Source organism: Halorientalis persicus (assembly GCF_900110215.1).
Lineage (GTDB): Archaea > Halobacteriota > Halobacteria > Halobacteriales > Haloarculaceae > Halorientalis > Halorientalis persica.
Genome location: NZ_FOCX01000022.1, coordinates 44,162 through 68,296 on the forward strand (window position 1 = coordinate 44,162; position 24,135 = coordinate 68,296).

Annotated in this window: 24 protein-coding genes and 1 tRNA gene; 11 read left to right on the top strand and 14 right to left on the bottom strand. The window is 65.4% G+C overall.

The annotated features are described in order from the left end of the window. Positions 1-101: 101 nt before the first annotated feature. The 3 genes from BMX17_RS18585 (at position 102) to artA (ending at position 4,487) form a co-directional block, all read left to right on the top strand. The gene (locus BMX17_RS18585) at positions 102-2,762 is read left to right on the top strand and encodes a BGTF surface domain-containing protein (protein ID WP_170845475.1); all 2,661 of its coding nucleotides are present in this window, start codon (positions 102-104) and stop codon (positions 2,760-2,762) included. A 60-nt stretch (positions 2,763-2,822) separates the two neighbouring features. Next, positions 2,823-3,356 carry a DUF7282 domain-containing protein gene (locus BMX17_RS27715; protein ID WP_449272161.1) on the top strand — a complete coding sequence of 178 codons (534 nt, stop codon included), beginning with the start codon at positions 2,823-2,825 and terminating at the stop codon, positions 3,354-3,356. Between the two features lie 162 nt (positions 3,357-3,518). After that, positions 3,519-4,487, top strand: a complete 969-nt coding sequence (gene artA, locus BMX17_RS18595) for an archaeosortase A (protein ID WP_092662904.1) — start codon at positions 3,519-3,521, stop codon at positions 4,485-4,487. A gap of 1 nt (position 4,488) precedes the next feature. Here the strand turns inward: artA and dph5 are convergent, their stop codons facing one another. After that, positions 4,489-5,268: a diphthine synthase gene (dph5, locus tag BMX17_RS18600; protein WP_092662906.1), complete on the bottom strand. Its 780-nt coding sequence runs from the start codon at positions 5,266-5,268 to the stop codon at positions 4,489-4,491. An 81-nt stretch (positions 5,269-5,349) separates the two neighbouring features. On the opposite strand from dph5, the gene BMX17_RS18605 reads away from it, so the two are divergent. Both BMX17_RS18605 and BMX17_RS18610 read left to right on the top strand, forming a co-directional pair. Continuing rightward, complete coding sequence (locus BMX17_RS18605) at positions 5,350-6,339, top strand: class I SAM-dependent methyltransferase (protein ID WP_092662908.1); 990 nt, start codon at positions 5,350-5,352, stop codon at positions 6,337-6,339. A gap of 141 nt (positions 6,340-6,480) precedes the next feature. Next, positions 6,481-6,554, top strand: a tRNA-Thr gene (locus BMX17_RS18610). 56 nt (positions 6,555-6,610) lie between these two features. Here the strand turns inward: BMX17_RS18610 and BMX17_RS18615 are convergent. Both BMX17_RS18615 and BMX17_RS18620 read right to left on the bottom strand, forming a co-directional pair. Beyond that, positions 6,611-7,909: a sulfatase-like hydrolase/transferase gene (locus BMX17_RS18615; RefSeq protein WP_092662910.1), complete on the bottom strand. Its 1,299-nt coding sequence runs from the start codon at positions 7,907-7,909 to the stop codon at positions 6,611-6,613. A gap of 176 nt (positions 7,910-8,085) precedes the next feature. Further along, a complete protein-coding gene (locus BMX17_RS18620) occupies positions 8,086-9,585 on the bottom strand; it encodes an oligosaccharide flippase family protein (RefSeq protein WP_092662912.1) in 1,500 nt (499 codons plus the stop codon). 127 nt (positions 9,586-9,712) lie between these two features. Between BMX17_RS18620 and BMX17_RS18625 the strand changes: the two genes are divergently transcribed. Continuing rightward, positions 9,713-11,170, top strand: a complete 1,458-nt coding sequence (locus tag BMX17_RS18625) for a PAS domain S-box protein (protein WP_170845476.1) — start codon at positions 9,713-9,715, stop codon at positions 11,168-11,170. Here BMX17_RS18625 and BMX17_RS18630 read toward each other — a convergent pair whose 3' ends face one another. Both BMX17_RS18630 and BMX17_RS18635 read right to left on the bottom strand, forming a co-directional pair. Next, a complete protein-coding gene (locus BMX17_RS18630) occupies positions 11,171-12,364 on the bottom strand; it encodes a PAS domain-containing response regulator (RefSeq protein ID WP_092662916.1) in 1,194 nt (397 codons plus the stop codon). It abuts the gene before it with no gap. A 429-nt stretch (positions 12,365-12,793) separates the two neighbouring features. Next, positions 12,794-13,663 (bottom strand): cytochrome c oxidase subunit 3, encoded by an 870-nt coding sequence (locus BMX17_RS18635; protein WP_092662918.1) that lies wholly within the window; start codon positions 13,661-13,663, stop codon positions 12,794-12,796. A 150-nt stretch (positions 13,664-13,813) separates the two neighbouring features. On the opposite strand from BMX17_RS18635, the gene BMX17_RS18640 reads away from it, so the two are divergent. Both BMX17_RS18640 and BMX17_RS18645 read left to right on the top strand, forming a co-directional pair. After that, the gene (locus tag BMX17_RS18640; protein WP_244515056.1) at positions 13,814-15,211 is read left to right on the top strand and encodes a hypothetical protein; all 1,398 of its coding nucleotides are present in this window, start codon (positions 13,814-13,816) and stop codon (positions 15,209-15,211) included. Continuing rightward, positions 15,208-15,531 carry a hypothetical protein gene (locus tag BMX17_RS18645; RefSeq protein WP_092662920.1) on the top strand — a complete coding sequence of 108 codons (324 nt, stop codon included), beginning with the start codon at positions 15,208-15,210 and terminating at the stop codon, positions 15,529-15,531. The genes BMX17_RS18640 and BMX17_RS18645 overlap by 4 nt, the downstream gene beginning before the upstream one ends. On the opposite strand, the gene BMX17_RS18650 is transcribed toward BMX17_RS18645, so the two are convergent. After that, positions 15,528-16,592: a polyprenyl synthetase family protein gene (locus tag BMX17_RS18650; protein WP_092662922.1), complete on the bottom strand. Its 1,065-nt coding sequence runs from the start codon at positions 16,590-16,592 to the stop codon at positions 15,528-15,530. The genes BMX17_RS18645 and BMX17_RS18650 overlap by 4 nt on opposite strands. 113 nt (positions 16,593-16,705) lie before the next feature. Here BMX17_RS18650 and BMX17_RS18655 point away from each other — a divergent pair, with 113 nt between their 5' ends. Together BMX17_RS18655 and BMX17_RS18660 are read left to right on the top strand one after the other, a co-directional pair. Further along, entirely contained in the window at positions 16,706-17,473 is a 768-nt protein-coding gene (locus tag BMX17_RS18655) for an NAD(+)/NADH kinase (RefSeq protein ID WP_092662924.1), read from the top strand. Between the two features lie 57 nt (positions 17,474-17,530). Next, positions 17,531-17,971 (top strand): DUF7313 family protein, encoded by a 441-nt coding sequence (locus BMX17_RS18660; RefSeq protein ID WP_092662926.1) that lies wholly within the window; start codon positions 17,531-17,533, stop codon positions 17,969-17,971. A 347-nt stretch (positions 17,972-18,318) separates the two neighbouring features. Here the strand turns inward: BMX17_RS18660 and BMX17_RS18665 are convergent, their stop codons facing one another. From BMX17_RS18665 to BMX17_RS18700, 8 genes are all read right to left on the bottom strand, one after another. Further along, on the bottom strand, positions 18,319-18,585 hold the full coding sequence (locus tag BMX17_RS18665) for a DUF7314 family protein (RefSeq protein WP_092662928.1): 267 nt from the start codon (positions 18,583-18,585) through the stop codon (positions 18,319-18,321). Beyond that, positions 18,578-18,964, bottom strand: a complete 387-nt coding sequence (locus tag BMX17_RS18670; protein ID WP_394327918.1) for a DUF7315 family membrane protein — start codon at positions 18,962-18,964, stop codon at positions 18,578-18,580. Before BMX17_RS18670 ends, BMX17_RS18665 begins: the two co-directional genes overlap by 8 nt. Positions 18,965-19,014: 50 nt before the next feature. Then, positions 19,015-19,776 (bottom strand): cytochrome b family protein, encoded by a 762-nt coding sequence (locus tag BMX17_RS18675; protein ID WP_092662930.1) that lies wholly within the window; start codon positions 19,774-19,776, stop codon positions 19,015-19,017. Positions 19,777-19,780: 4 nt separating this feature from the next. After that, the gene (locus tag BMX17_RS18680; protein ID WP_092662932.1) at positions 19,781-20,584 is read right to left on the bottom strand and encodes a cytochrome b; all 804 of its coding nucleotides are present in this window, start codon (positions 20,582-20,584) and stop codon (positions 19,781-19,783) included. Positions 20,585-20,586: 2 nt separating this feature from the next. Beyond that, on the bottom strand, positions 20,587-21,462 hold the full coding sequence (locus BMX17_RS18685; RefSeq protein WP_092662934.1) for a Rieske (2Fe-2S) protein: 876 nt from the start codon (positions 21,460-21,462) through the stop codon (positions 20,587-20,589). A 3-nt stretch (positions 21,463-21,465) separates the two neighbouring features. Continuing rightward, positions 21,466-21,855 (bottom strand): DUF7318 family protein, encoded by a 390-nt coding sequence (locus tag BMX17_RS18690; protein ID WP_092662936.1) that lies wholly within the window; start codon positions 21,853-21,855, stop codon positions 21,466-21,468. Positions 21,856-21,857: 2 nt separating this feature from the next. Then, complete coding sequence (locus BMX17_RS18695; RefSeq protein WP_092662938.1) at positions 21,858-22,511, bottom strand: halocyanin domain-containing protein; 654 nt, start codon at positions 22,509-22,511, stop codon at positions 21,858-21,860. A gap of 69 nt (positions 22,512-22,580) precedes the next feature. Beyond that, positions 22,581-23,471: a DUF7319 domain-containing protein gene (locus BMX17_RS18700; protein WP_092662940.1), complete on the bottom strand. Its 891-nt coding sequence runs from the start codon at positions 23,469-23,471 to the stop codon at positions 22,581-22,583. Positions 23,472-23,565: 94 nt separating this feature from the next. Between BMX17_RS18700 and BMX17_RS18705 the strand changes: the two genes are divergently transcribed. Further along, positions 23,566-24,051, top strand: coding sequence for a DUF7321 family protein (locus BMX17_RS18705; protein WP_092662942.1), 486 nt, complete (start codon positions 23,566-23,568; stop codon positions 24,049-24,051). Positions 24,052-24,135 lie beyond the last annotated feature (84 nt).

The following is a 24,135-nucleotide window of genomic DNA, read 5'->3' on the forward strand; positions in this document are numbered from 1 at the left end:
GTATCGAGTACGGTTCGACAGTCTCCCCGCGGCGGTTGTGCAGGCCGCGGCTGTCCTGCGGGAAAGGTGCTGGCACCGCCCGAAAAGCACAAACACAAACTATGACAGGAACACACGACAAGATTCGCAGTCTGTTCCTCGCGACGCTGATGGTTACGTCGGTATTCGCCGGCTTCATCGCGTTCTCGGGAGCAGCTGCTGGTGCGGCTAACTCCGCATCATATAGCGGTGTTACTACCTATTCCGGTACTGACACCGTCTCGATCCCTGAAGATGGATCGGCTACGGTTAGTATCGACACGGCAACGAACAGTGACGATATCATCGCAGTCGCGTCAAAGGACACTTCGTACTCGTCCAACGACGTGGAGTCCGGAACTAGCTCCGGAGCGGGAACGGTTTCGCTCGATTTCACTGGTGCCGCTCCCGGTGCTTACAACGTTTACCTTGGAGCCGCCAGTAGCGGCTCCCCGGACCTGAGCGACGGCGATTCGCTCAGTGACTGGGCAGACGTTGAACTGAGCACCCTCTCGCACGGTCAGGGTGTCATCGCTTCTCAGAGCGACGACGATCCCACCGAACGCCAGAGCAACCGGTTCGACGCGAGACTCGCTTCCGGTGACACCTACTGGCAGGGTCAGCGCCTCGTCATCAAGAAGCCTGACTTGGCCGACCAGCAGCTCGATATCCGTGAGACTGAGAGCGCCGACGGTGGCGGCGAACGCATCCCGTCCGGTTCGCTCGTCCGTGAGGTCTCCCTCGACAGCAACGGTGAAGCGGTCATCAACACCGAGAACCTCGAAGGGACCTATGCGATCACCAACGGTCAGGGTAACAACGCAGTCCTCAACTTCAACGACGGTGTCGCTGGACCTAAGGACTTCGCCGATGACGACGGTGCAAATAACGGCGAGTTCGACGACAACGGTGAAGTTGACACGGACTATGTCAACAACGGTGACAGCGACACGATCAACGATGTCGTTCAGGCTGCATCCTTCGCCGTCACGTCCCAGAACGTGAACATCGGCTTCCAGTCCGATGAATCGGCGCAGGACGAGATCTACCTTGAGGCTGACTCAGCTCGGACCGGCTACAACCTGCTGGTCGAAGCTGACGGCCTCGACGACGACGAGATCGTCAACGTCTTCGACGACGAGTTCGAGGACGGTGACAGCGACAACTCGCTCGGTGACGTCTTCGACGCAAGTGAAGGCAGTGCCGACGATGGTGACTTCGGTGCTGACCTCTCGAGTGACAGCTACGACGACGGTGTTGTCTTCGAGAACGTCAACAGTGACGCCAACATCACGGCCAACTTCTCGACCGTCGACATCGGCGACTACGAGTTCTCGTTCGAGGTCACCGACACCGGTGTCTCGGACACCTCGTCTGTCTCCGTGACTGAAGAGGACGACGTCAACGCGGAGATCCTTCGTGGCGGCGTCGCCACGGCCGCACAGGGTGACTTCGCTGTCATCCCGATCCAGCTCGAAGAGACGGACGAAGCCAAGGTCAACGTCGGCTTCAACGACGTCAACTTCAACGCGAGCTTCCGGGTCGAAGACGGTAACGACGACGGTGTCGTTACAGTCGAAATGAACACGTTCATCGCGGGTCGGGAAGACGGCGATCTCCCGGGCTACGTGATCAACGAAATCGGTACTGATTGGACGGACGACGACGATTCCCGGACGGTGTCTGAGAGCAACGACATCGCGAACGAAACGCTAGACCTCGCTCTCTCGGCTAGCGACAACGAGGACTCGGTCACTACGACGTCTGGCTCCGACGACATCTCGACCGATGAACTCGGTATGGTCGCCCGTAAGGCGGACGACCTAGGCGCCAGTCCGCCGACTGCTGGAGTCGGTATCGAAGGTCCGATGGAACCCGACCAGTACGACGTCAACGTCACCTACCAGGGTAACGAACTCGACGTCGGTACGGTCCAGGTCGTCGAGCCGCAGGTCTCGGACATCAAGAGCTGGACGATGCCCGGCGATGTCTTCTCCGACGTGGAGGAAGACGAGACCGCGGAGATCTACGAGTACGTCAACGCTGGCGAACTGACCCAGACCAACAACGTCGCGGAAGAAGACGTGCTGGTCTACCAGATCCAGTCGACCAGTATGTTCGGCGCGCTGAAGTTCGTGGAAGAAGGCACGAACGACTACGCGAAGGCGCTGAACAAGATCGCCAGCTACGACAACACTGACAGCTTCAAGTTCTCGGTTGAGCAGACCGAGGATACTACCTCAGCGAACCAGCAGGAGAAAGAGCTGGTTCTCTCCAACAGCAACAACAACGGTATCAAGGTCGTTCCGGACGAGCGCAACTCTTCCCTCTTCGTCGTGATGAAGGAAGATAACCTGCAGCTCGTTCGTGAGGACCTGGAAGACACTGTTGCCGGTGGTACCTTCGGTGGAGAAGCCAACCTCGGCATGGACGACGGCGAGAGCTACGTCGCCAACTGGACCACGTTCGAGGACTCCGACATCGGTGACGACACGCAGACGGTCACCGACCGTGCGTCCATCACCGAGAAGTCCATCGAGTTCGACGTCGACGCGGGTGACGTCATCCGCGTCGCCGCCGCAGAAGGCCAGACGGTCTCTGGCTCCACGAGCGTCGCCCCCGGTACGGAGCTGAACCTCCGACTTCGCTCCACGGGCGACACGCCGTTCCTCGAGGACCCCGAAGCGATCGTTAGCGAGAACCGCACGTTCAGCACGACGGTCGATCTCTCCGACCGCGCGTAGAACGCGTCGTTCTCCGCCAACGCGCAGGGCTTCGACGAGGACTACGACACGCCCGGCGTCATCGGTGACGCGCCGACCGCGGACGTCACCTTCGACGACCAGGAAGTCTCCCAGCAGGGTACCGTCGAAGTCTCCGGTACCCTCTCCGAGGGTGGCTTCGTCTCGATCCGCTCCGGCTCCGCCGACGGTGAGGTCATCGGTGCGACCGAATACCTCAGCGAAGGCGACTTCACCGAGCAGATCGAAGTGACGCCGCTGTCCAACGAGTCCACCCTCTACGCGGTGGCTCACATGGACACGAACGACAACGAGGCGCTGGACTTCACCGGTCCCGACAGTCCGGACGGTCCGTACATGTTGAACGGTTCGGCCGTGAGCGACGACGCCACGGTCTCGCCGGCCAGCACGGAAACGCCGGACACGGACACGCCGGACACGGACACGCCGGACACGGACACGTCCACGCCTGACACCGGTGGCGACGGTGGGACCGACGCAGCCACGACCACCGAGACTGGGCCCGGCTTCACCGCCGTGCTCGCTCTCGTCGCACTGGTCGCCGCTGCGCTCCTCGCAGTCCGCCGCCGCGACTAACTACCGGAATCCCTTCCGGCCCTAACTGACGCTTTTCTTTCGACGCTACCCGGGTAGCGACAGCGCCGTGTCCACGGCGGTATCGCGCGGGACGCGCGATCGTGTCCGACACGCTCCAGTAACGACAAGACATATGAGCGACTTCGCCCTACGAATTCCTGAATGATCGAGACGGTGCTGGGCGTCCTGGCGTGGTTCTCACAGTGGTCGGATCCGCTGGCGTGGCTGGTGGTCGCGACGTTCGTCGTCGGCGCGGTCCTCGACTGGTACGACCTGTCCCGCGACGCCGCCCGGACCGTCACCGTCGCCGCGTGGGTGCTGTTCGCGTTCTTCTGGTTCACCCAGATCTACAGCTTCGCGTTCGTCCACAAGAGCATCGTCGAGGGGATCGGGACGCTGATCGCGGTCCCCGGCAGTCTGTACGTCGCACTCCTGATCCGGCGGGGGCGTGACTCGCTGTTCGTCCTCTCGCGAGCCGTCGCGGTGATGGGGGCCGTCTTTCTGCCTTTCGAGGCGATCCTCGTCCTGCAGGAAGTCCTCATCGAGCTGGTCACCCGGCAGACCGAGTTCCTGATGAGTCTGCTGGGGTACCAGCCGGAGGTCGTTCTCGGGAGCACGATCGATTCGAGCCACGAGCCGTTCCGGAACACGTTCGTCTTCCACCCCGAACCGGGCTACCGGATCACGTACACGATCATCATCGCGTGTACCGGGATCGGGAGCATGGCGATCTTCGTGGGGCTGATCGCGGCCGTGCGTGCCCCCCTCCAGCGGAAACTCCGCGCGCTGGCGATCTCGATTCCCGTGATCTACGCGCTGAATCTGGTCCGGAACGTGTTCATCGGGCTCTCCTTTGGCACCATGAAGATGCAGTTGGTTCCGGAGGCCACCGCGACCGTGTTCGCGTTCGATCTCGCGACGGACCCTGGACTGGTGTCGTACTACTGGGCCGATCGGATCCTCGCCCAGACCGGGTCCGTCCTCGCGCTGGTCGCGATTACGTGGCTGGTCGTGCGGGAACTCCCCGAGGTCCTGATTGTCATCGAGGATCTGCTGTACATGGCGACTGGAAGCGAGTACGACCTCCGCGGGGCGCTCGGGGCCGCGCCCGTGCGCGCCGACGGCGAGTGAGCTAGAGCGTTCGATCCGCGACGAGTGTCTCCGGTGCACCTGCGAGTTCGACCAGCGCGTCGCGTTCGAGCAAGTGGAGGTCGCCGGGGAGGACCAGCAGGTGTAGCGGTGGGCCGAACTCCCGGTCGGTCAGCGCGTCGAGAGCGTCGGCGACGACGGTCGGGTCTGCACTACCGGCCTGGCAGACAGCGACGGCGAGACGGTCGTCGTACTCGGCCGCCAGCAAGTCGGCGGCGGTGTCGGCGGTCATGTAGTCGTCGTCGGCGGCCTTGATGTCGAGGTAGACGAGGGTGTGGAGCCCTCGATCGGCGTTGTCGTCGACGGTCTCGACGACGCTGTCGGGGACGCCGGAGCCGCCGTGGGCGCGCTCGAATGGCAGCGTCGTGGCCTTCCCGAAGCGGTAGTTCTGGAGGCCGGTGAGCGAACTCGCGGCGGTCTGAGCGGTCGTGCCGTGGACGACGCGGGTGTCGATGCCTCGATCGTGGGCACGCAGGCGGAGGTCGACGTGGGTGGTCGAGATCATCGGGTCGCCGGCGGTCAGGAAGACGGCGTCTCCGTCGACCGCGGCGTCGAGGATCGGGTCGGGATCCTGTTCGACGCCGGCCCGGTCGCGGACCTCGATGTCGACGCCGTGGTGGGCTTCGAGATCGGGGACGGAGGTGCCGACGAGTTTCGAGGTGTAGAACTCGGCGAACGCTCGGTCTGCGGCGCGGAGGTGCTCCCGGCCCGCGACGGTGATCGAGCGCTCGTCGTACAGTCCGAGACCGACGAACGTGAGCATACCCCTGCTGGGGTGGCGGGGCGGTTAAACGGCCCGACACGGAACCGAAGGCTTACCGCCCGCGGTGGCCCACGGAGCAATATGTCGGTGCCATGCGTGCGTGTCGCCCGCGAGGACGGCGAGCGCGCCCGCCAGGACCTCGCGGCCGCCGAGCTGATCGACGACACCCACCAGATCGAACACGACGAGGGATGGCTGTACATCCCCGTCGTCGACCCGGCCGCCGTGCCCGAGGGACTCACCGTGGTCGAGCACGACGCACCGGCCCGCGAGACCCAGACGATGCCGGCGGATCTGGTCGACTTCGATGTCTCCTACGAACGGATCGGTGACGTAGCGATCGTCGACGAGGACGACGACGAGCGCGCACGCGCCCTGGCCGACGCCATCGTCGAGTCGGCGCTGCCCGTCCACACCGTCCTGAACCGCGCCTCGAAGGTCAAAGGCGACCTCCGGGTCCGTGACTGGGAGGTGCTGGCCGGTGACGGGAACGCGACGGAGACGGTCCACCGCGAGTACGGCTGTGAGTTCGCGGTCGATCTGGCCGAGGTCTACTTCTCCCCGCGGCTGGCGACCGAGCGCCACCGCGTCGCCGAGCAGGTTCGAGACGGTGAGCGAGCGTTCGATATGTTCGCGGGCGTCGGCCCGTTCGTGATTCCGTTCGCGAAGCGCGGTGCCGAGACCGTCGGCGTCGATCTGAACGGGACGGCGATCGAGTACCTCCGGGAGAACGCCCGTCGCAACGGCGTCGCGGATCGCGTGACCGCCATCGAGGGGGACGTGCGTGACGTGGCCGGCAAGTACGAGGACTGGGCCGACCGGATCGTGATGAACCTGCCCCACAGTGCCGACGACTTTCTCGACACCGCGGTGTCGCTGGCGGGCGACGAGGCAGTCCTGCACTACTACGACATCCAGCACGAGGACGATCCGTACGGCCCGGGTGAGCGGGCGATTAGGGCGGCGGCCCAACCGGAGTACGACGTGACTGTCGAGACGCGCCACACCGTGCGGTCCTACGCCCCCCACGAACTCAACGTGGTGCTGGACGTGCGGCTGACGCGGGTGTGAGTCGCGGTGGCGTCCCTGTGGGACGATCCGATTCGCAACCCTTATTGCGGTTATACGCTCACAATTTGATGCACGCAGACGCGTGCCGGCGTCCTGCAGAGCGACGCGATGCAGGGCTCGGGATGTACACGAAGTGAGCGTGCCGGTGTAGCTCAGACTGGCAGAGCGATTCCTTCGTAAGGAATAGGCCGAGGGTTCAAATCCCTCCACCGGCTTTCTGTTGCGAGTGATTCGGAGTAGCGAACGCTCCGTCAGACTCTCTCTTCCAGTCTCACGCGTAGCCAAGGTCCTCCAGTCGTTCGCGGACGGGGTCGGAGAGGGACTCCTCACCGTCGCCGACGGGACGGGGCTCCAGATCGCTTCGGAGGGCACGCAGTCGCGACCGGGGGTCGCCGTCGAACTCGCCGACGGTCCCGAAGCCGTCGGTGTGGGTCTCGTAGGCGTAGGAGCCGTCGGCGGCGACGAAGCCCCAGAGCGGTGACCGGCGACGGTCGAGTTCGTCGAGCGGGGCGTCCCGACGCTCGAACTGCGCGTCGTGGAACGGGAGGGGGCCGTGGTACTCGACGAGGCGGTCCACGGGCTGGGGATCGTCGAGCAGGTTCTGACCGCGACCCGCTCCCTCGATCCCGGCGAGGTCCGCGACGGTCCGGTGGACGTCGAGGAGGCTGACGACCCGGTTCTCCCGGCCCTCCAGACCGGGACCGCTGACGACCAGGGGGACCCGGGTCAACTCGGGGTAGAGGCCGAAGGAGTGGTTGACCATGCCGTGTTCGCCGAACAGTTCGCCGTGGTCGGAGCAGGTGATGACGTAGTCGAAGGAGTCCCGGAGTTCGGTGAATATCTCGCGGTACGTCTCCGAGAGGGCGGTGACCGAGCGGCGATAGGCGTTGCGGGCCCGGTCCAGGTCGATCGGGCTCTCGGTGAAGGCGTCGGCGGCGACGACCACGACGGGCTCGTCGCTGGGGTTCGGCGGGTAGTATGGGGTGTGGGCCTCCATGAGGTTGAGAAAGCAGAACTCGCGGTCGCCGAAGTCGGTCGCTCGCAGGCGGTCGCGGACGGCAGGGGCACCACCGTCGGCCGGCGAGCGGGTGAAGAGGTCGTACCCTTCACGGAGCGAGCGGGCGGTGTCACAGTCGGCGCGCAGGCACTGCCAGAGGGCATCGAGGTAGCGGCGGTAGCCGGTCGCGGTGCTCTCCTCGAAGCAGGTGCCCCAGTCGAAGGAATCGGGGTGGTAGGCATCGAGGCTGGCGTATCCGACGACCTCGTCGAACCCACGCTCCCAGCCGTCGTAGCGGCGGAGTTGCGGGTTCGCGGTGAACGCCCGCGTCCGGTAGCCCGCGGCCGAGAGCCGTTCGGCCAGGGTCGGCTCCATACAGTCGAGGGCAGGGGCCCGGCTGTGGACGCCGACTTCGCTGGCGTAGCGGCCGGTGAACAGGGCGGCGTGGACCGGAACGGTCCAGTGAGAGGGCGAGAACGCGCTGGTGAACCGTCGGCCGGGGAGCCAGTCGAAGGCCCTGGTGAACTCGTCGTACCGTAGCGTGTCGAGGACGACGACGGCGACGTTGTCCATGTCCCCGGGTCTGGATGGTGGCGTTTGGTTATGCGTTCGCTTCCGGGCGACGGGTGGGGGGTCGTAGCTCGACCGTACCGAGATCTGCCGGCGTCAGTCCCGCTCGGACGGTCGGGAGCGCGTGCCGACAGCCGTGGCTTACCGTAACCGTAGGAACTGATTGTGGCGATCGGGTGTCAGGAGACCAGCGATCGGAGGACACGACCGACGGGGGAAGGGACCGTCGCCGCGACCGCCCGGAGCTCGACGGTGTCGACGGCCCCGGTGGCGAGTGCCACGGCCCAGAACAGGCAGAAGCCGACCAGCGGGACGACGGCCAGTGCGACGACGGTCGAGCCCACCAGCAGATCCAGGCCGACTATCGACGGCGCGGCGACGGCGACGGTCGCCAGTGCGCGGACGGGGCGCACGCCAGCCAGCGGATCGTACCCCAGATAGCGGGCACAGACCACCTGCAGGGCGAACATCGACCCGTAGCTCGCGCTGGTCGCCATCCCCGCGCCGATCATCCCGTACCTCGGGATTAGCAGCCAGTTGAGTGCGGCGTTTCCGCCCGCCGCGACCGTCGTCGCGAGGATCAGTGGCACCAGCCGGCCGCTGGCCTTGTTGATGCCGTACAGCGGGCGGGCCAGCGAGAACCCGACGGCACCGGGCAACAGGACCAGCAGGGGGCCGAGGACGACCGCGAACTCCTGGCCGTAGTACAGCGGGACGAACCGGTCGGCCAGCGCGAATACGCCGATCGCCAGCAAGGCGGTGAACAGGAACACGTACCGGGTGACGGTGCCGGCGAGTCGTTCGACCCGTTCGTGGCGACCCTCGGTCCACAGATCCGCCGTCGAGTGTAAGAGGAGCGTCTGGATCGCGGTGGGGACGAGCCACATATACTGGGCGAGCGCGAGCGCCGCTTTGTAAAAGCCGGTCCTGGCGCTGTCGGTCAACACCCCGAGCATCAACACGTCGACGTGGAACAGCGACATCAGGAGCAAGACCAGGACGACGTTGAGGCCGTTGAACGAGAGCAACTCCTGGTGGGGGAGTGAGCCGTCCCGGGCCGAGAGGGCGCTCCGGATGGACACGCGACGAGCCAGCAGAGCGAAGCCGACGACGGTGAACAGGGTGGCGGCGATGGCCTTGGCGGCGAGAAAGCCCGCGACGCCGAACCCGGCCGTCGCCAGCCCGAGGCCGATGCCGACGAACACGAGCTTGCCGACGACCGATAGCGACTCCGAGTACGGTTCCAGTCCCAGCCCCAGCAGGGCTCGCCGGGTGAACGACCGTAGTTGTGCGGTAAGCACGAGTCCAGCGAGCAGGTAGAAGTACGTCTCGAATCGCGGGGCGAGCAGGCGAGAGACGAGGCCCGACCAGGTGACGCCCGCGACGGCGAGACTACCGAGGACGGCGAGGAGGAGGGCGAGCCGGAGGTAAAAGCCGACGATCCGCTCGCGCCAGGCGTCGGTCCGGTCCTCGGCGACGAACTTCTGGACGCCCTCGGTGACGCCGGAACTCACGAGGATCATCAACAGCGAGAACGTGGATAGCAGGAAGGCGTAGTCGCCGTAGCCGGTCGGGCCGAGTACTCTGACGATGAGCGGGAGTGTGGCGACGCCGATCAGCGACATCAGGAGCTTCGCGTTGACGATCGAGAGGAAGCCGCTCGTCAGACTACGTTGCATCGACCGGCCCGTCGACGCCAACCGTCATTGTAATGGAGTTTCTAGCTCCGTGACTACCGGACGGACACCGACGTTGTGCGCCGAAACGCCCTCAACCCTTAACAGTACACTCACCGAAAGGGCCGACATGAGTGACGCCGACGTCGATCGGGTTCGGGTGCTACACGTCGACGACGATCCCGAAATCGTCGACCTGGCCGCGACCTTTCTCCGCCGCGAGGACGACCGCCTCGAAGTGACCTCCGCGGAGACCGCCGAGGAGGCACTCGACAGCGTCCGCGCGGGTGACGTTCACTGTCTCGTCAGCGACTACCACCTTCCGGATATGGACTGTGCCGAGTTCGTGGCGGCCGTCCACGACATCGAACCGGACCTCCCGTTTATTCTGTTTACCGGCCGCGATCGCGCGCGCATCGACGCCGACATCGAGTCTGCTATCACCGGCTACCTCCAGAAGGGGTCGGGCACGGAACGGTACGCGACGCTGGCCGCGGAGATCCTCGCGGCCGTCGGCCAGAGCGAACGCGTCGACACCGACGGAGGATCAGAACCCTCGGCGCGACCCGAACTGGCCGATCTCGATCTGGGCGGGCAGGAGGCAGTCCTCGCGAACGCACTCGACACCGTCCAGGACGGCTTTTTCGTCCTCGACCGCGAGCGGACCGTCGTCTACTGGAACGAATCGATTCCCGGTGTGACCGGGTACGAGAACGGAGAACTCGACGGTATGGATCCGACCACGTTCTTCGCGCCCGGCGATCGCGAGCGGGTCACCGACGCTATCGAGGAGGCCTTCGAGACCGGGCAAGCCACCGTCGAGGCCGCCGTCCAGCGTCGCGACGGCGGCGAGGTTCCGGTCGAGTTCCGTGGCTCCCGACTGACGGATGAGGCCGGCGAGACCGTCGGCGTCGCCGGGGTCGCCCGTGACATCTCCGACCGGATCGCCTACGAACGTGAACTCGAACGGCAGAACGAACGCCTCGAAGAGCTGATCGGCGCGGTTTCACACGACCTCCGAAACCCGCTGAACGTCATTTCGGGCCGGCTCCAGCTGGCCCGCGAACTGGACGACGCCGAGGAACACTTCGACGCGGTCAAGCGCTCGACCGAACGGATGGAGACGCTGATCGACGACCTCGTCACGCTGGCTCGGAAAGGCAAGCCGGTCGAGGACACCGAATCGGTGGCTCTCGCATCGCTGGTCGAGACCGTGTGGGATGACTGTGAGGCACCCGAGGCGTCGATCCACGTCGAGACTGACCGTCGACTCCTGGCCGACCGCGACCGCCTCCGGCGATTGCTCGAACAGGTGCTGGACAACGCGGTCACACACGCCGGGCCAGACGTGACCGTGACCGTCGCCGACGTGGCCGACGGCTTCTACGTCGCCGACGACGGGCCAGGCATCCCCGAACAGGATCGGGACCGTCTGCTCGAATACGGGGAGACGACCGATCACGAGGCCTCCGGGCTGGGACTGGCGCTGACCCGGCGGATCGCCGAGGCACACGGCTGGTCGCTCCGAATCGTAGACAGCACCGACGGCGGGACGCGCATCGAGATCACCGGCGTCGGGGCCGAGTAATCACTCCCGTTCGGTCACGTCGCGAAGCACGCCGACCGAGCCCTGAAACTGGTCGTCCTCGTCGGTGATGACGGCGACGTTGGCCTCGTAACACCGCACTTCGTCGTCGACAGTCTGGGTCGCGAACTCGAAGACTCCCCAGCGGCGGTCGCGGTCCGCGAGCAGGTCGGCGATCAGTTCCCGTCCCCGTTCCAGGTCTTCTTCACGCATGAATCGAGAGACGTGTGCGCCCTCGACGAACTCGCGGTCGTACCCGATGTGTTCGAGGAAGGCTCGATTGACCCACGTGAGTCGCTCGTCGGGGTCGAGCAGGTACACGGGGTCGCCGACGTTCTCGACGACGCGCTGGTACCCCTCCAGATCCTGCTCGCGACGCTTGCGCTCGTCGATGGCCCGGGTCGTGACGACGAAGCCGTTGACCAGCGGCTCGTCGAGCAGGTTCCGCCCGCGGGCCTCGACCCAGCGCCAGTCGCCGTCGGCGTCTTCGATGCGGAACTCGGCGCTGGGCGCGCGCTCTTTGTCGATGACGCCGTCGTAGAACTCCTCGCGCAGGCGTCGCCAGTCGTCGGGGTGGATCCGGTCGTACGGGACGGTGCCTTTCAGGTCATCGACGGAGTGGCCGAGAACCTCCGTGATCGTCTCGTTTTGATACGTGATCGCCGCCCCTGGGCGGACGACGCTGATCATATCTGGGTTGGCCGCCAGCAGGCGCTGGGCCCGCTTGCCGCGGCGCGTTTCGCTCAGTTCCTCTCGATACGCCGAACAGAGGTCCACGACGTGTTCGGCGAGTACCCCGGTCGGATCTTCCGTGTCGGTCGTCACGTAGTCGTCGACGCCCGCGGAGATGGCGTCACTGGCGAGTACTTCGTCGCCGTCCGCGGCAAAGAGGACGATGGGCAGTTCGTCCTGTTTCTTGCGCACCGCGTCGACGAACGCCACTGGGTCGTACTCGGCATCGTCCGTACAGACGAGGCAGTCGAACGGCTCCTCCGTGTCGGCCAGCGGACTCCGCATCTGTGGGTCGATCCGCTGTTGGGCTTCGGCGATCCGCTCCAGTCCACCCTCGAAGGTCTCCTCCACGACCACCGTGACCGCCGGATCGACGCGCTCGAACCCCGCTCGAATCCAGTCAGCCACCTCCTCGCCACCGCCGACGTAACACACTCTGAGCGGACCTCGACCGACCTGTACCATTGATCATCAACTGCGTGCGTTTCGTGATAAGTGTTGGCAACACATCGAATCCAGCTCGCAGTTTAAACCATCCGGTCCGTTCTCTACGTTTAATTTCACGTTGACAGGATCGTTTCTTATCTCGATCGTCGCAGTGAACCCTGAACACACGATCGTGGCATTCGCGCGTTCCACTGCCTGACGGTCGGAAGCGTACGGCCGTTCGACCGTCACGAACCGACGACCATGCCACACGACACGACAGACGCAAGCACCGATTTTGCACCGCTCGTACCCGAGATGCCCCGGGCCGTCACCCAACCCGATGGCGGTACGCGTGCCGCCGGGTCACGGTCAGAGGCGTTGTCGACGCGCCGCCGATCCGGCGTCCGAGGTGGACGCGCCGCTGGTGCCGGACCTGCGTTGAACGGAAAACGGAGAATCGCTATCTTAGATGCCGAACTCCGCGCCGACGTAGAGCACGACGACGAGGAAGATCCACACGACGTCGACGAAGTGCCAGTACATCGAGACCGTGCTGACCGAGGTGTGACGCTCCGCGGAGTACTGGCCCAGCAGGCCGCGGATGAACACGATCGACAGGAGGATCGCACCCAGCGTCACGTGGAGGCCGTGCAGGCCGGTCAGGCCGAAGAAGGCACTGCCGAACACCGCGCCCTGAAACTCCAGTCCACGGTGGACGATAAACTCGTAGTACTCGTAGACCTGGCCGGCGATGAAGATGATCCCGAGCAGTAACGTCGTGCCCAGCAGTCCGAGGAACTGTTTGCGATTGTTCTTCAGGAGGCCGGTGTGTGCGAAGTGTAGCGTGAAACTGCTGGCGATCAGGATCAGCGTGTTCACGATCACCAGTGTCCCGAACAGTTCGGGCAGTTCACCCGGGGGCCACGTGCCCGCCCGGATGAAGAAGTAGTAGACGAACCCGGCTCCGAAGGTGGCGATCTCCGTCCCGAGGAACAGTATCATCGCCAGCCGCAACGTCGAGTCGTCGTGTTCACCGGTGCCGTGCTCCCAGAAGTTGACCACGAAGGCGTGATAGAGCCAGCCGTACAGGCCGCCGAGGAACAACACCGCGCTCGCGATGAAGGCCCCCGGCCCGACCATCGGGCCGACGATGGCGCTGTCACCTCGACCCAGCACGTACAGTGCTGCGCCGATGTAGAAGCCGCTCGCACCGAGAGCCGTGATGAACGGCCACCAGCTGGCTTCACCGAACCCGCGCGGCCAGTCCTCGACCGCGGGCAGGTGGTGACCGCCGTGGCCACCGTGGTCGTCCGAAGTTTCGTCTGCGACGCCCATATGTGAATGAGGCTTACGAGTCGACCGGTAAAAACCTGCCCAAGTCGTCGCCGCTGGGCCCCACTCCCGGCCGTTGCCCGACGCCCTCGGGGTGACCGGTCCCGTCCCATTCCGGAAGCTACTCCACCGGTCCATCCCAAGCGCGGACAGATGGTGGGTACCTCGCTCCGTCGCTACTGTGGCTGCCTCCTCGTTCCGGTACTCGCCGGCACCCTGTTCGTGGGGACGGCAGCGGCACACGGCGGCAGTCTCGGCGCTGGCGGCCGGGAGTCCATACAGATTCCGACCTGGCTGTTCCTCCTCACCGGCGGCGGCGCGGTCGGAGCCTCGTTCCTGCTCTCGTCGTTCGTCACCGATCGGCTGTTCGTCCGGACGTTCCACGGCTGGGGTCGCGACGCCATCGTCCCCGCCCGTCGCCTCCTCGTCGTCCTCGGCCAGCTCGCCGGTCTGGCCGGGCTCGCGGCCGTCCTCGTGATCGGCTTTCTCGGCCCGGATGCCGCGCTGGCCAATCTGGGCCTGTTGCTCGTCTGGGTCGGCTGGTGGGCCGGATTCACCATGACGGCCTATCTCGTCGGGAATACCTGGCCGGTCCTCAACCCCTTCCGGACGGTCGCGCGCGTCCTCCCGACGCTCGACTGGCCGTACCCCGACCGCCTCGGAGCCTGGCCCAGCGTCGTCGGCCTGCTCGCGCTGATCTGGCTCGAAGTCGTCAGCCCGCTGGCCGACGATCCCAGATTGCTCGCGACCACGATCCTCGGCTACGCAGCCGTGACCCTCGCGGGCGCGTTCCTCTTCGGTCCCGACCGGTGGTTCGCGGACGCCGATCCCGTTGCCCGTGTCTTCCGGTACTACGGCCGGGTCGCACCCCTGACTCGTGACGACGACGGCGTCCGAATCCGACTCCGGTTGCCCGGGAGCGCGCTCACGGACGCCCGCCTCGTCGACGGCCTCGACGAGGTCGCCTTCGTCGTCGCGCTCGTCTGGGTCACCACCTACGACGGACTGGTCGCGACCCCGCTGTGGCGCGGATTCGCCACCTGGATCGTCGGCGTCGGCGTCCCGCCCGCGATCCTGTACCCGGCCGTGCTGGTCGCCGGCTACGTCGTCTTTCTCGGCGCGTACTGGCTGGCGGCCCGCGGCGCGCGCCGCCTGGCCGACTCGTACGTCTCGACGCGGGTCCTGGCCCAGCGGTTCGCGCCGCCGCTTTTGGCCATCGCCGCCGGCTACCACCTGGCCCACTATCTGGAGTATTTCCTCTCGCTCGCTCCGGCCGCACTCGCGGTCGCGCCGACGCCGCTGGCCGGGCCCGCCACCGGGGAAGTCCCCATCGGCGTGGTTCCCGGCTGGTTCGGGGCGCTCAACCTCACGTTCGTCCTGCTGGGGCACCTGCTGGCGATCTGGGTCGCCCACGCCGCCGCGTTCGACCGGTTTCCCGGTCGACTCCAGGCCATCCGGAGCCAGTACACGTTCACGCTGGTGATGATCTGTTACACCATGGCCAGCCTCTGGATCGTCTCGCAACCGACCGTCACCCCACCGTTCCTATGACCGGCACCGACAACCCGACCGACCGAAGCGGTACCACTGCTGGAAACGACCGGAATCCGGTTCCCGAGGAGTACGACCTCCCGCCCGACGCCGACCCGGCGGTCTGTGGCTACTGTGGTGCGCCGTTCGCCGACGAGGAACTGCTGGCGCTCCACCGCGGTATCGACCACGCCACCGCCCTCGACGCGGCCGAACGGGAGGCGTTCGACGAGGCCTACGAGAGCGAGGAAGAGCGCCTGCGGCTGTTTCGGCTGAAAGCGCTCGGTGCGCTGGTCCTCCTGTATTTCGGCCTGTTGATGACCTACTCCGTGTTCGCTTAGACGTCCCGTTCGATCACGAAACGGGTGAACGCCGCGAGCTTGTCTTTCGGTTCGGGTTCCAGATCCAGTCCGTCGAGGTGGGTCCGCGCCCGCTCGGCGAGCGCCTGGGCCCGCTCCCGGGCGTACTCGACGGCTCCCGTCGATTGGTAGAGGTCGAGGGCCCACTCGATCTCATCGTCGGTGTTGTCCTCGGCCCAGAGGATCTCTTCGAGGCGGGCGGCCTCCTCCGGCGTCGCGTTCTCGACGGCGTGGATGGCCATGAGGGTCTTTTTACCCTCCCGGATGTCGTTCCCGAAGGCCTTCCCGAACTCGCCGGCCTGGTCCAGCGAGTGCTCGACGTCGAGGATGTCGTCGCCGATCTGGAAGGCGATGGACATCTGCTGGGCGTAGTTGGCGACGGCATCCTCGACCGCATCGGACTGCCCGGTGACGATGGCCGCCAGTCGCGCCACGATCCGCCCGAGACAGCCGGTCTTGCAGGCACACATCTCGAGATACTCCGCCTCGGTGATGTCGACTTCCCGCTCGTTGTGCCAGGTGATGTCCATCCCCTGTCCGAGATGCGTGCGGTTGAGCTCGTGCATCAGCATCTCGTAGGCCGCGAGTCGCGTCTCGGCGTCGAGATCGCCCGGATCGTGGGTGATGACTTTCAGCGGGAGGAAATACATCGCGTTGCCGGCGTTCAGCGCGATGTCAGTCCCGAACTCGTGGTGGATCGCCGCCTCGCCACGCCGCATCTCGGCCCCGTCTTCCACGTCGTCGACGATGATCGTCCCATTGTGGAGGATTTCGGGGATACAGGCGTAGGGCAGGTACTCCTCCGGGTCCTCGCCGAAGGCATCGACCAAAAGCAAGAACACGACTGCTCGCCACCGTTTACCCCCTCTGTCCAGCAGTTCCCAGATCGGGTCGGCCAGCGCGACCTGGATCGCCTCGGGGTCGTACGCGTAGGTCGGTGGGCCGAAAAACGCCGCGAGATACTCCTCGTCGACGACTCGCGGGAGCAACTCCTCGATGGCCTCGTCGACCACCGGACGCCACTCCCTGAGCACGTCTCGCATAACCGAGTGGTCGCGCCCGTCCCTCAAAAGCATTCAGAAACGCACGCGCCCCGCTCGTCGCCACCTCCGTCGAGACCGCACGCTTTTGCCTGCCGGGGCCCCACGGGACACCGATGAGTGATCCAGCCGAGCGGGCGACCGTCGGCGTCGTCGGGGAGCGAGCGGCCGAGCGCGTCGCCACCGCCGTCGCGGACGCCGGCGGGACACCCGAGACCGGCGATCTCGACTCCGTGCTCGCATCCGCACCCGACGCCCTCGTCATCGCCGGCGAGAACGCACTGTCGACCCTGGCCGCACGGTCGGAGCTGCCCGAGACGCCGGTGCTCCCAGTCGGTGCGGACCGTGGCGTCCGGTCGGTTCCGCGGTCGGCCGTCGACGATGCGGTGGACGCTCTCGTCGCCGGTGCGGGCGAGCTCACGCCCTATCCCGTTCTCGGCGTCCACGTCGGCGACCGCCGCCAGGCTCGCGCGCTCGCGGACGTGACCCTTCTCACTGCCGAGCCGGCGCGCATCTCCGAGTACGCGGTCGCGACCGACGGGACCACCGTCGCCCAGTTCCGGGCCGACGGCGTGGTCGTCGCCACCCCTGCAGGTTCGCACGGGTACGCGCGCCGCGTCGATGCGCCCGTGGTCGCCCACGGCACCGGTGTCGCGGCCGTCGTCCCCATCGCACCGTTCGCGACAGACGCTGATCACTGGATTCTCGACCTCGACAGTGTTACCCTGCGCGTCGAACGTGACGAAGTGCCCGTCGAGTTACTGGCCGACGACCGTCGCGTCGACGGGATCGATCCCGGCGTGCCGGTCTCACTCTCGGTCGTCGACACGCTCTCCGTGCTCACAGTCCCGGAAAGTACTCACCCCGACACGGGCCCAGGCTGACCCGCTCGCGCGGACGGATTGGAAAAACACTAAAGCGTCACGGACGGAGTTTCGGATATGCAACCTTCGGTAACGCTGTTTGGCCCGCTGGATGCGATCCTGGGTGGCCAGATGGAGTACGTGCTGTTGGCGCTCGCCGTGATCAACATCGGGACTCGCGCGTTCACCTACCGCCAACACGTCAAGCAGGCCGAGGAGGACGGTGCGGACGCGATCTCGCGAAACCCGATCCACGCTGCGAGCAACGTCGTGTTCGTGCTCGCGGCGTTCTACTACACGACCTTGCACCAGCACTCGGGGATCGTCGCCTCCGTCCTCGTCGTCGGCGTGTTCATCGCTGACTTCTTCGAGTTCGAGGCCCGCAAGGTCGAGGCTCGCCGCGGCATCGACATCGAACGACCCAAGGGTGCTATCGGCGCGTCCCTGCTCGCGCTGGCGTACATCGCATACCTCAGCCTCTTTTTCCTGGTCGAGGGCCTCGTCGGTCGGATCATCTGATCGCGACCCGTTCTCGACCGCGCCGTTCTCCCCCCAGCCCGCCGTCCAGCGTCCGTCGATTCGATACGGCGCCTCGAGTGTCTGTCTACTAACTGCCCATGTCAGCGATCGGTGTCCGTCCTGATCGCTCCCCCGCACGTCGAGATATCCCGTCCGTACTGCTCGGGCAGCGCACCCGCGAGGTTGCTATCCGGACGGGACACGTCCTTCTGTGACTGAACGGAACCCGTCCGAGGTCAGTCTCGACGGGACAGGAATACCTGAGCGCAACAGTGGCGAGAAGTCGACGGTGATCGTGCCGTCCCACGCGACGGTGGGCGACGGTCGAAAAGTGTCTCGAACTCCGATCAGCTACCGCGTTCGGCCAGCGCCTCGCGCGCCTGGTCGAGCAGCGGGATGACGACCCAGAACGTCAGCGCGCCCAGGATCGCGAACCAGAACAGCGCGTCCTTCAGGAACAGGCCGACGCTGCCGTAGACGTCGGGGTTCGTCGGCGGCGGCGCGAGCAACTGTCCTTCCTCGAAGCTTTTGGTGGTGTACCAGCCTGCGAGCACCATCCAGGCCAGCCCCGCGGATGTCAGGATTCCGAGACCCTTGGCGAATTCGTCAGCCATTATCTGTATTTTCGTCGGTGTCGTCTTTAGACTTTCCCATTCCCTCCGCACGGAACCGGGTCGAGAACGCGTAAGCCGCGGCTCCGGCCAGGATGAGCCCGATGGCCACCAGCGCCGCGACCGGCTGGATCTCGTCGAGCGAGGCCGTCGCCCGGTTGGTCGCCGAGTCCAGCAACACGAACCCGCCGACGACGGTCACGATCGCAAACAGCGTCGTGAACACCGTAACCGCCTTGTAAACCCGCATCGGGACCTCGATGTCACGGTCGGCACTTCCGTCGCCGTCGGCCCCGGTCACGGCCGATCCGCTCGTCGACGGATCGTCGGGGGTGGTCGCTGTCGGCTCCTCGGACGGATCGGGCTGGTCGGCGGGTGTCATGGGAAAAGGATGCGGTGAAATAGGCGGTCGAAATCAGGCGGGTCGGGCCGTCACTTCGGCGGCCGAAGTCGGTAGTACCGACGGTTGAGGGTGAACATATACCCCTCGCGCATCGACTTGAGGATCGCGTAGCTGATGAACCCGCCCACGAACGGGAGCAGGAACGTCAGGTCGAACAGGAGGTGCGAACCCATCGGCACCAGGTTCTTGACTGACAGCACGGCGATCGTGAACGCGAAGATGACGCCAAACACGCCGACGGACGCCCAGAAGGGCTGTTCGACCGGCCGCCGGGCCGCGCCCTTGTTCAGGAACGGCACGATGGTAATCGCGCCGACGATGACCAGGTTCGCCAGGACGCCGTAGGTCCGGTCGGCCATCAGTTTCTGCCCGCCCAGTAGCGCCAGCTCTGGGTTGAGCGGGCCCAGTTTGAGCAGGCCAAAGGACCAGTACAGATACCAGTCCGGCAGGATGACCGCGGGCGTACTCGAGGAGTTCGCCGGCGGCATCATCTCCGGGGGCAGCGTCGCCGAGAGGAAGACGATCATGCCGACGAAGAAACTCGTCAGCGCGAGGTTCCGGATCATCTCGTGGGGCCAGGCCGGGAAGCCCAGCACGTCACGCTCGACGTAACTGGACTCCTGGCGCAGGTCCTGGTCCTCGCGGCGTGCGCGCTCGAAGTACTCGTAGGTCAGCCGGGAGAGCCCCTGTGTGCGCTCCTTACGCTCGCTCCAGGTCGGGGTCTCGTCGTCCGGCGGGACGATACCGGTGCCGCCGTCGGTCTCCGTTTCGGGAGTGTCGTTTCCGCTCATTGTATTAGTGTGGTTCCGCGATGCCCTGCATCCAGACGATGCCGATGTGGACCGCGATCAGCCCTGTCACGATGAAGGGCAGGAAGAACACGTGCAGGATGTACATCCGTTGCAACGTGGCCTGCGTCAACGTGAAGCCGCCGAACAGGAGCTGGGCCGTCCACTCACCCGCGAGCGGGATCGACAGCGCCATCTCGACGCCGATCTGTCCCGCCCAGTAGCTCAGCTGGTTCCACGGGAGCAGGTAGCCGCTGTACCCGAAGACCATCGTCAGCGAGATCAGCACGATCCCGATGATCCAGTTGAGCTCGCGGGGTTCCTTGTACGCACCCGTGAAGTACACACGGAGCATATGCAGGAAGACGGCCGCGGTCATGACTTGGGCGCTCCAGCGGTGGATCGACCGGAGCATATACCCGAAGTTCAGATCCTGCATGATCGCGGTCACCGAATTGAACGCGACCGTCGGATCGCCCGTCGCACCCGCCGCGGCTGGCGCGTAGTAGAACCCGAGTAAGGCCCCGGATATCGCCGCGACCAGGTACGCGATGGTCGAGAACGACCCGAGCGCGTACAGCGGGTACCAGTACCAGAACTTGTTGTCGAGCCCGTACTGCTCCGTGTGGCTCTTGGGCATCTGCATATTGACCTTGTAATAAAGGTCTTCCAGCAGCTCCAGATAGTCGACCAGCCGGAGCCGCTTGTCGAGCCACATCAACAGGGTGAGGTAACGCTCCTCCAGCGCCGTGAGGTCGCGCTCCTCCATCCAGCCTTTGTGATCGTGTTCGTCTTTTTTCTCGAGACTCATCGTTATTCACCCGGCCGCGGAAGGGCCACGAATGACTTGCTGACCGGATTGAATGGATCGTACACCGACTGGTGACACTGGCAGTACACCTTGTTCTCCGCGCCGAACTTCGCGCTGCCCTCGTAGGTCTTGAACCCCGGCACACAGCAGAAGTGGGTGCACTTGTTCAGCCAGGCCATGAAGTCGTTCTCGGTGGCCGCGTCGAAGAAGTTTCGGACGTCGCCGGAAATATCGCTGTATCTGCCTTCGCCGTTGGCGACTTTCGAGACCTCGGGACTCCGCACGACCTGCACCGGAATCGTCTGGACCTCTCCATCGGAGCGCCACTGCGCTTTGGCGGGCTTGCCCAGACCGCTCTCGCCGATGCCGTTGCCCCAGCTCTCGTAGTCCGAGAAGTCGTCGACGAACAGTTTTTCGCCGGCTTCCTTGGACTCGGACTGCCACTCCAGGCTCGATCCGGGAACGGAGCGGAAGAAGTTGTCCTGATCGGCTTCCGGGTTCAGTCCCTCGGCAGTCTGGATGCCGCAGTACTGGAACCAGGCCGAGGAGTAGGTCGTGCCGTTGATGCTCGTCTCCGCGACGGTGACCTCGCGACCCTGTACTTCTTCGGTCTTCACTTCCGGCCAGCGACCCTTCAGTGCGCCATCGGAGTCGATGGTTAGCGGGATCAGCGGCATCCCGCGCGGTGCCGGTCCAGCCGTGTTCTCGATGCCGATGAACTGCGTGATCCCACCGCCGACGCCGGTCGGCGATGTCGCCGTGTCCAGGGCGACCGCACCGCCGACACCGACGCTGGACAACGCAGCACTGCCGACGACGCCTTTCACGAAGCGTCGCCGACCCGTCTCGCTCGGATATTTGTCTTCGTCAAGTGGCATAATTTATCTCTTGTAGTAGGGGTACAGCGCCCGTTTGACTCCTTCCCAGGGGCTCTCCTCGGAGAACGGCGTGCCGTCGACGTCGTCCTCACGGACGTAGAGGTCTTCCCACTTGCGCCGACGCTTCTTGACGATCATCACGTCGGGCAGGAACTCCTTGCGGTACAACAGGAGGATGAACGCCAGGTCGATGAAGATCACCGCCAGGATCCCGCCGAGGAACATATTGCCGACCTCGGACAGGCCCCAGCCGCCGATCAGGCCGTACGTGAACAGCCCGACGAAGATGATCTCGACGACCGTCAACAGGACGATCGCCAGCGCCGCGGCCGTACTCTCCCTGGGTGGTTCGTACCGGTGGATGTCTCCGTAACTGCTTCCTTCCGAGGACATCGTTAGTCGTTCCCTCCTTTGGTGTGTGGCGATTCACCGTACTTCAGCAGGAAGAAGGTGAAAATCAGTGACACGAGGACCATCAGGATGGTGGCCAGCCCGACGTAGTGGGCCTGGAAGGGCACACCCATCTCGTGGGGCTCTTTCTCGCCACCGCCGCCGGCCTGGACCGTCGGGTAGTCCGACCCGACGACGATCGAGGCTTTCATCCCGAGGCTCTCGTGGGGGACACACTTGTAGTTGTAAATCCCGCTCTCCTCGAAGGTGTACTCGTACTGGACGCCGGACCCGCCGACGGCCGTGCCCGAATCGAGTGGGCCACTGTCGCTCTGTGAGACGACGTTGTGCGAACCGCCCTCGCCGGTCCACTCGAACTTCACGGTCGTTCCCGTGTCGACGTGCACGGCCGGTGGGGTAAAGCCGTATCCCTGGCTTCCGGTACCGACTCGGACCGTCACCTCGTCGTTACCCGTTTTGTCGGTGACAGACCCGTCGTATCCGTTCGCATCGCCGAGCCAGCCACCGAAGTCCGGCTTGGTTCCACCGCCACCACCGCCGCCCTCGGAGGATGCGGCGGCTGTGCCTGCACTCGCAGACACGGCAGCGGTCGCGCCGGCAGCCCCGCCGGCTGTCCGGATAAAGTCCCGCCTATTCATATACACATCAGACTCAGGACTGGGTTTGTATAAACCCACCGAATACGGCCCCGAGACCGGGGTTGACACTCAGGAGATCGGTCCGGAATCGCGCTCTTCAGCGTCCTCCTCGTCGGGCGCTGACGATCCCTCTATCTCCGTCGACGGCGCTCCGCCGAGCCCGTCGGTCGCCTCGCGCCACTCGTCGTCCTCGACGGGGAGGAAGTCCGGCCGCTCGCCGTCTTCGATCCCGATGGCGCGCAACCGGTTGCGGTACTCCTCGGCACGAAACCGATCGGAGAGCCGGGCGTTCGCGACGGTGAAAAACAGGGCGACCCCGATCACCAGGAACGCGAACCCGGCGACGATCGCGACGACGTTCAGACTGAAGACGATCCAGGCCCCGAGCAAGCCGATCCCGGCCAGCACCTGCATCCCGCCGACGAGCTGGAGCATCAGGTTCCCGAGTTCGCCGCTCCCCTCCGGCACCTCCGTCGGCTCGGGGAGGACCGCGCCCTCGGGCATATCGGGCACGTCGTACTCGTCCATCGAACAGAGCGCGACCACTGGCTTTACGTCCCGCAGGACGGTGCCGAATCCCTCGACTGTCCCGTCCGGATAGACGGCGGCGTACCCCTCGTCCGAGTAGGCGACCACCCGGCCGTCCTTGAGACGCTCCACGCGTGCGAACACGTCGCGGACGACCACTCGATTCTTGAGGTCCGCCTCGACCCGGTCGAGCAACTCCTCGCCGGTGATCCACGTGTCGGGATCGAAAGCGGCGTCCCACTCCTCGGCGCTCATTTCGGCCATCTGCTCCGGGCCGAAGTTGTCGAAGTCGTACTGGGACTCGACCTGCTCGCGTAGTTCTTCGGTCGACACCGCCTCGGCCTCCTCGGGGTGCTCGCCCGCTGGCGCACCCGCCTCGGTGTCGGCTGGACCGTCCTCGTCGCCGGCGGACGTCGACTCTGGATCGGCCATTTGCCGGCGATACGGGGGGAAGCCGTATACGCTTTCCGACCCGCGTTCCCCCGGTTTCGGCACGTTTTAGCGGCCCCTGTCCCTAGACCCGACCATGGTCGCCCTGTCGGACGCGTCGATCGCGACGCTCGTCCTCGTCGCGGTCTCGTTCAGCTTCCCCTGCTTCCTGTACGGGGCCTGGATCATGATCGACGCCGAACAGGTGACGTGGGGCGTGCTGACTCACCACCTCAAGTTCATCGGAACCGGGCTGGCGCTGACGACGATCCCGATGCTCCTGTGGATGGTCCCGCGGTTGTTCGAACAGATGGCGGGTGCGGCCGCGATCCACGCGTTCCTCGGCCTGCAGGCCTACGCGATGCTCGCGTTCGGCTTTACCGGCATCGTCCGCGTCTTCCGTGCCAAGATGGAGTACGACCTCTATCACGACTACGACGAGGACGTGTTGCTCGACGAGATCGGTACCGACCGGATGCAGTTCTGGCGGCGCCGCATCCGCATCGGCGTGTTCGGCTACACCTTCTTCTGGATCCTCGCCTACGTCGTCGGCATCTCTCGGTACGTCGTCAAGTACTTCTAGAAACGAGCGGCCGGAGAGCGCCGGCCAGGAATGACAGGATGATGCCCGAGGGACCGATCGCGGAGGGAACCGGACGACAGGTGT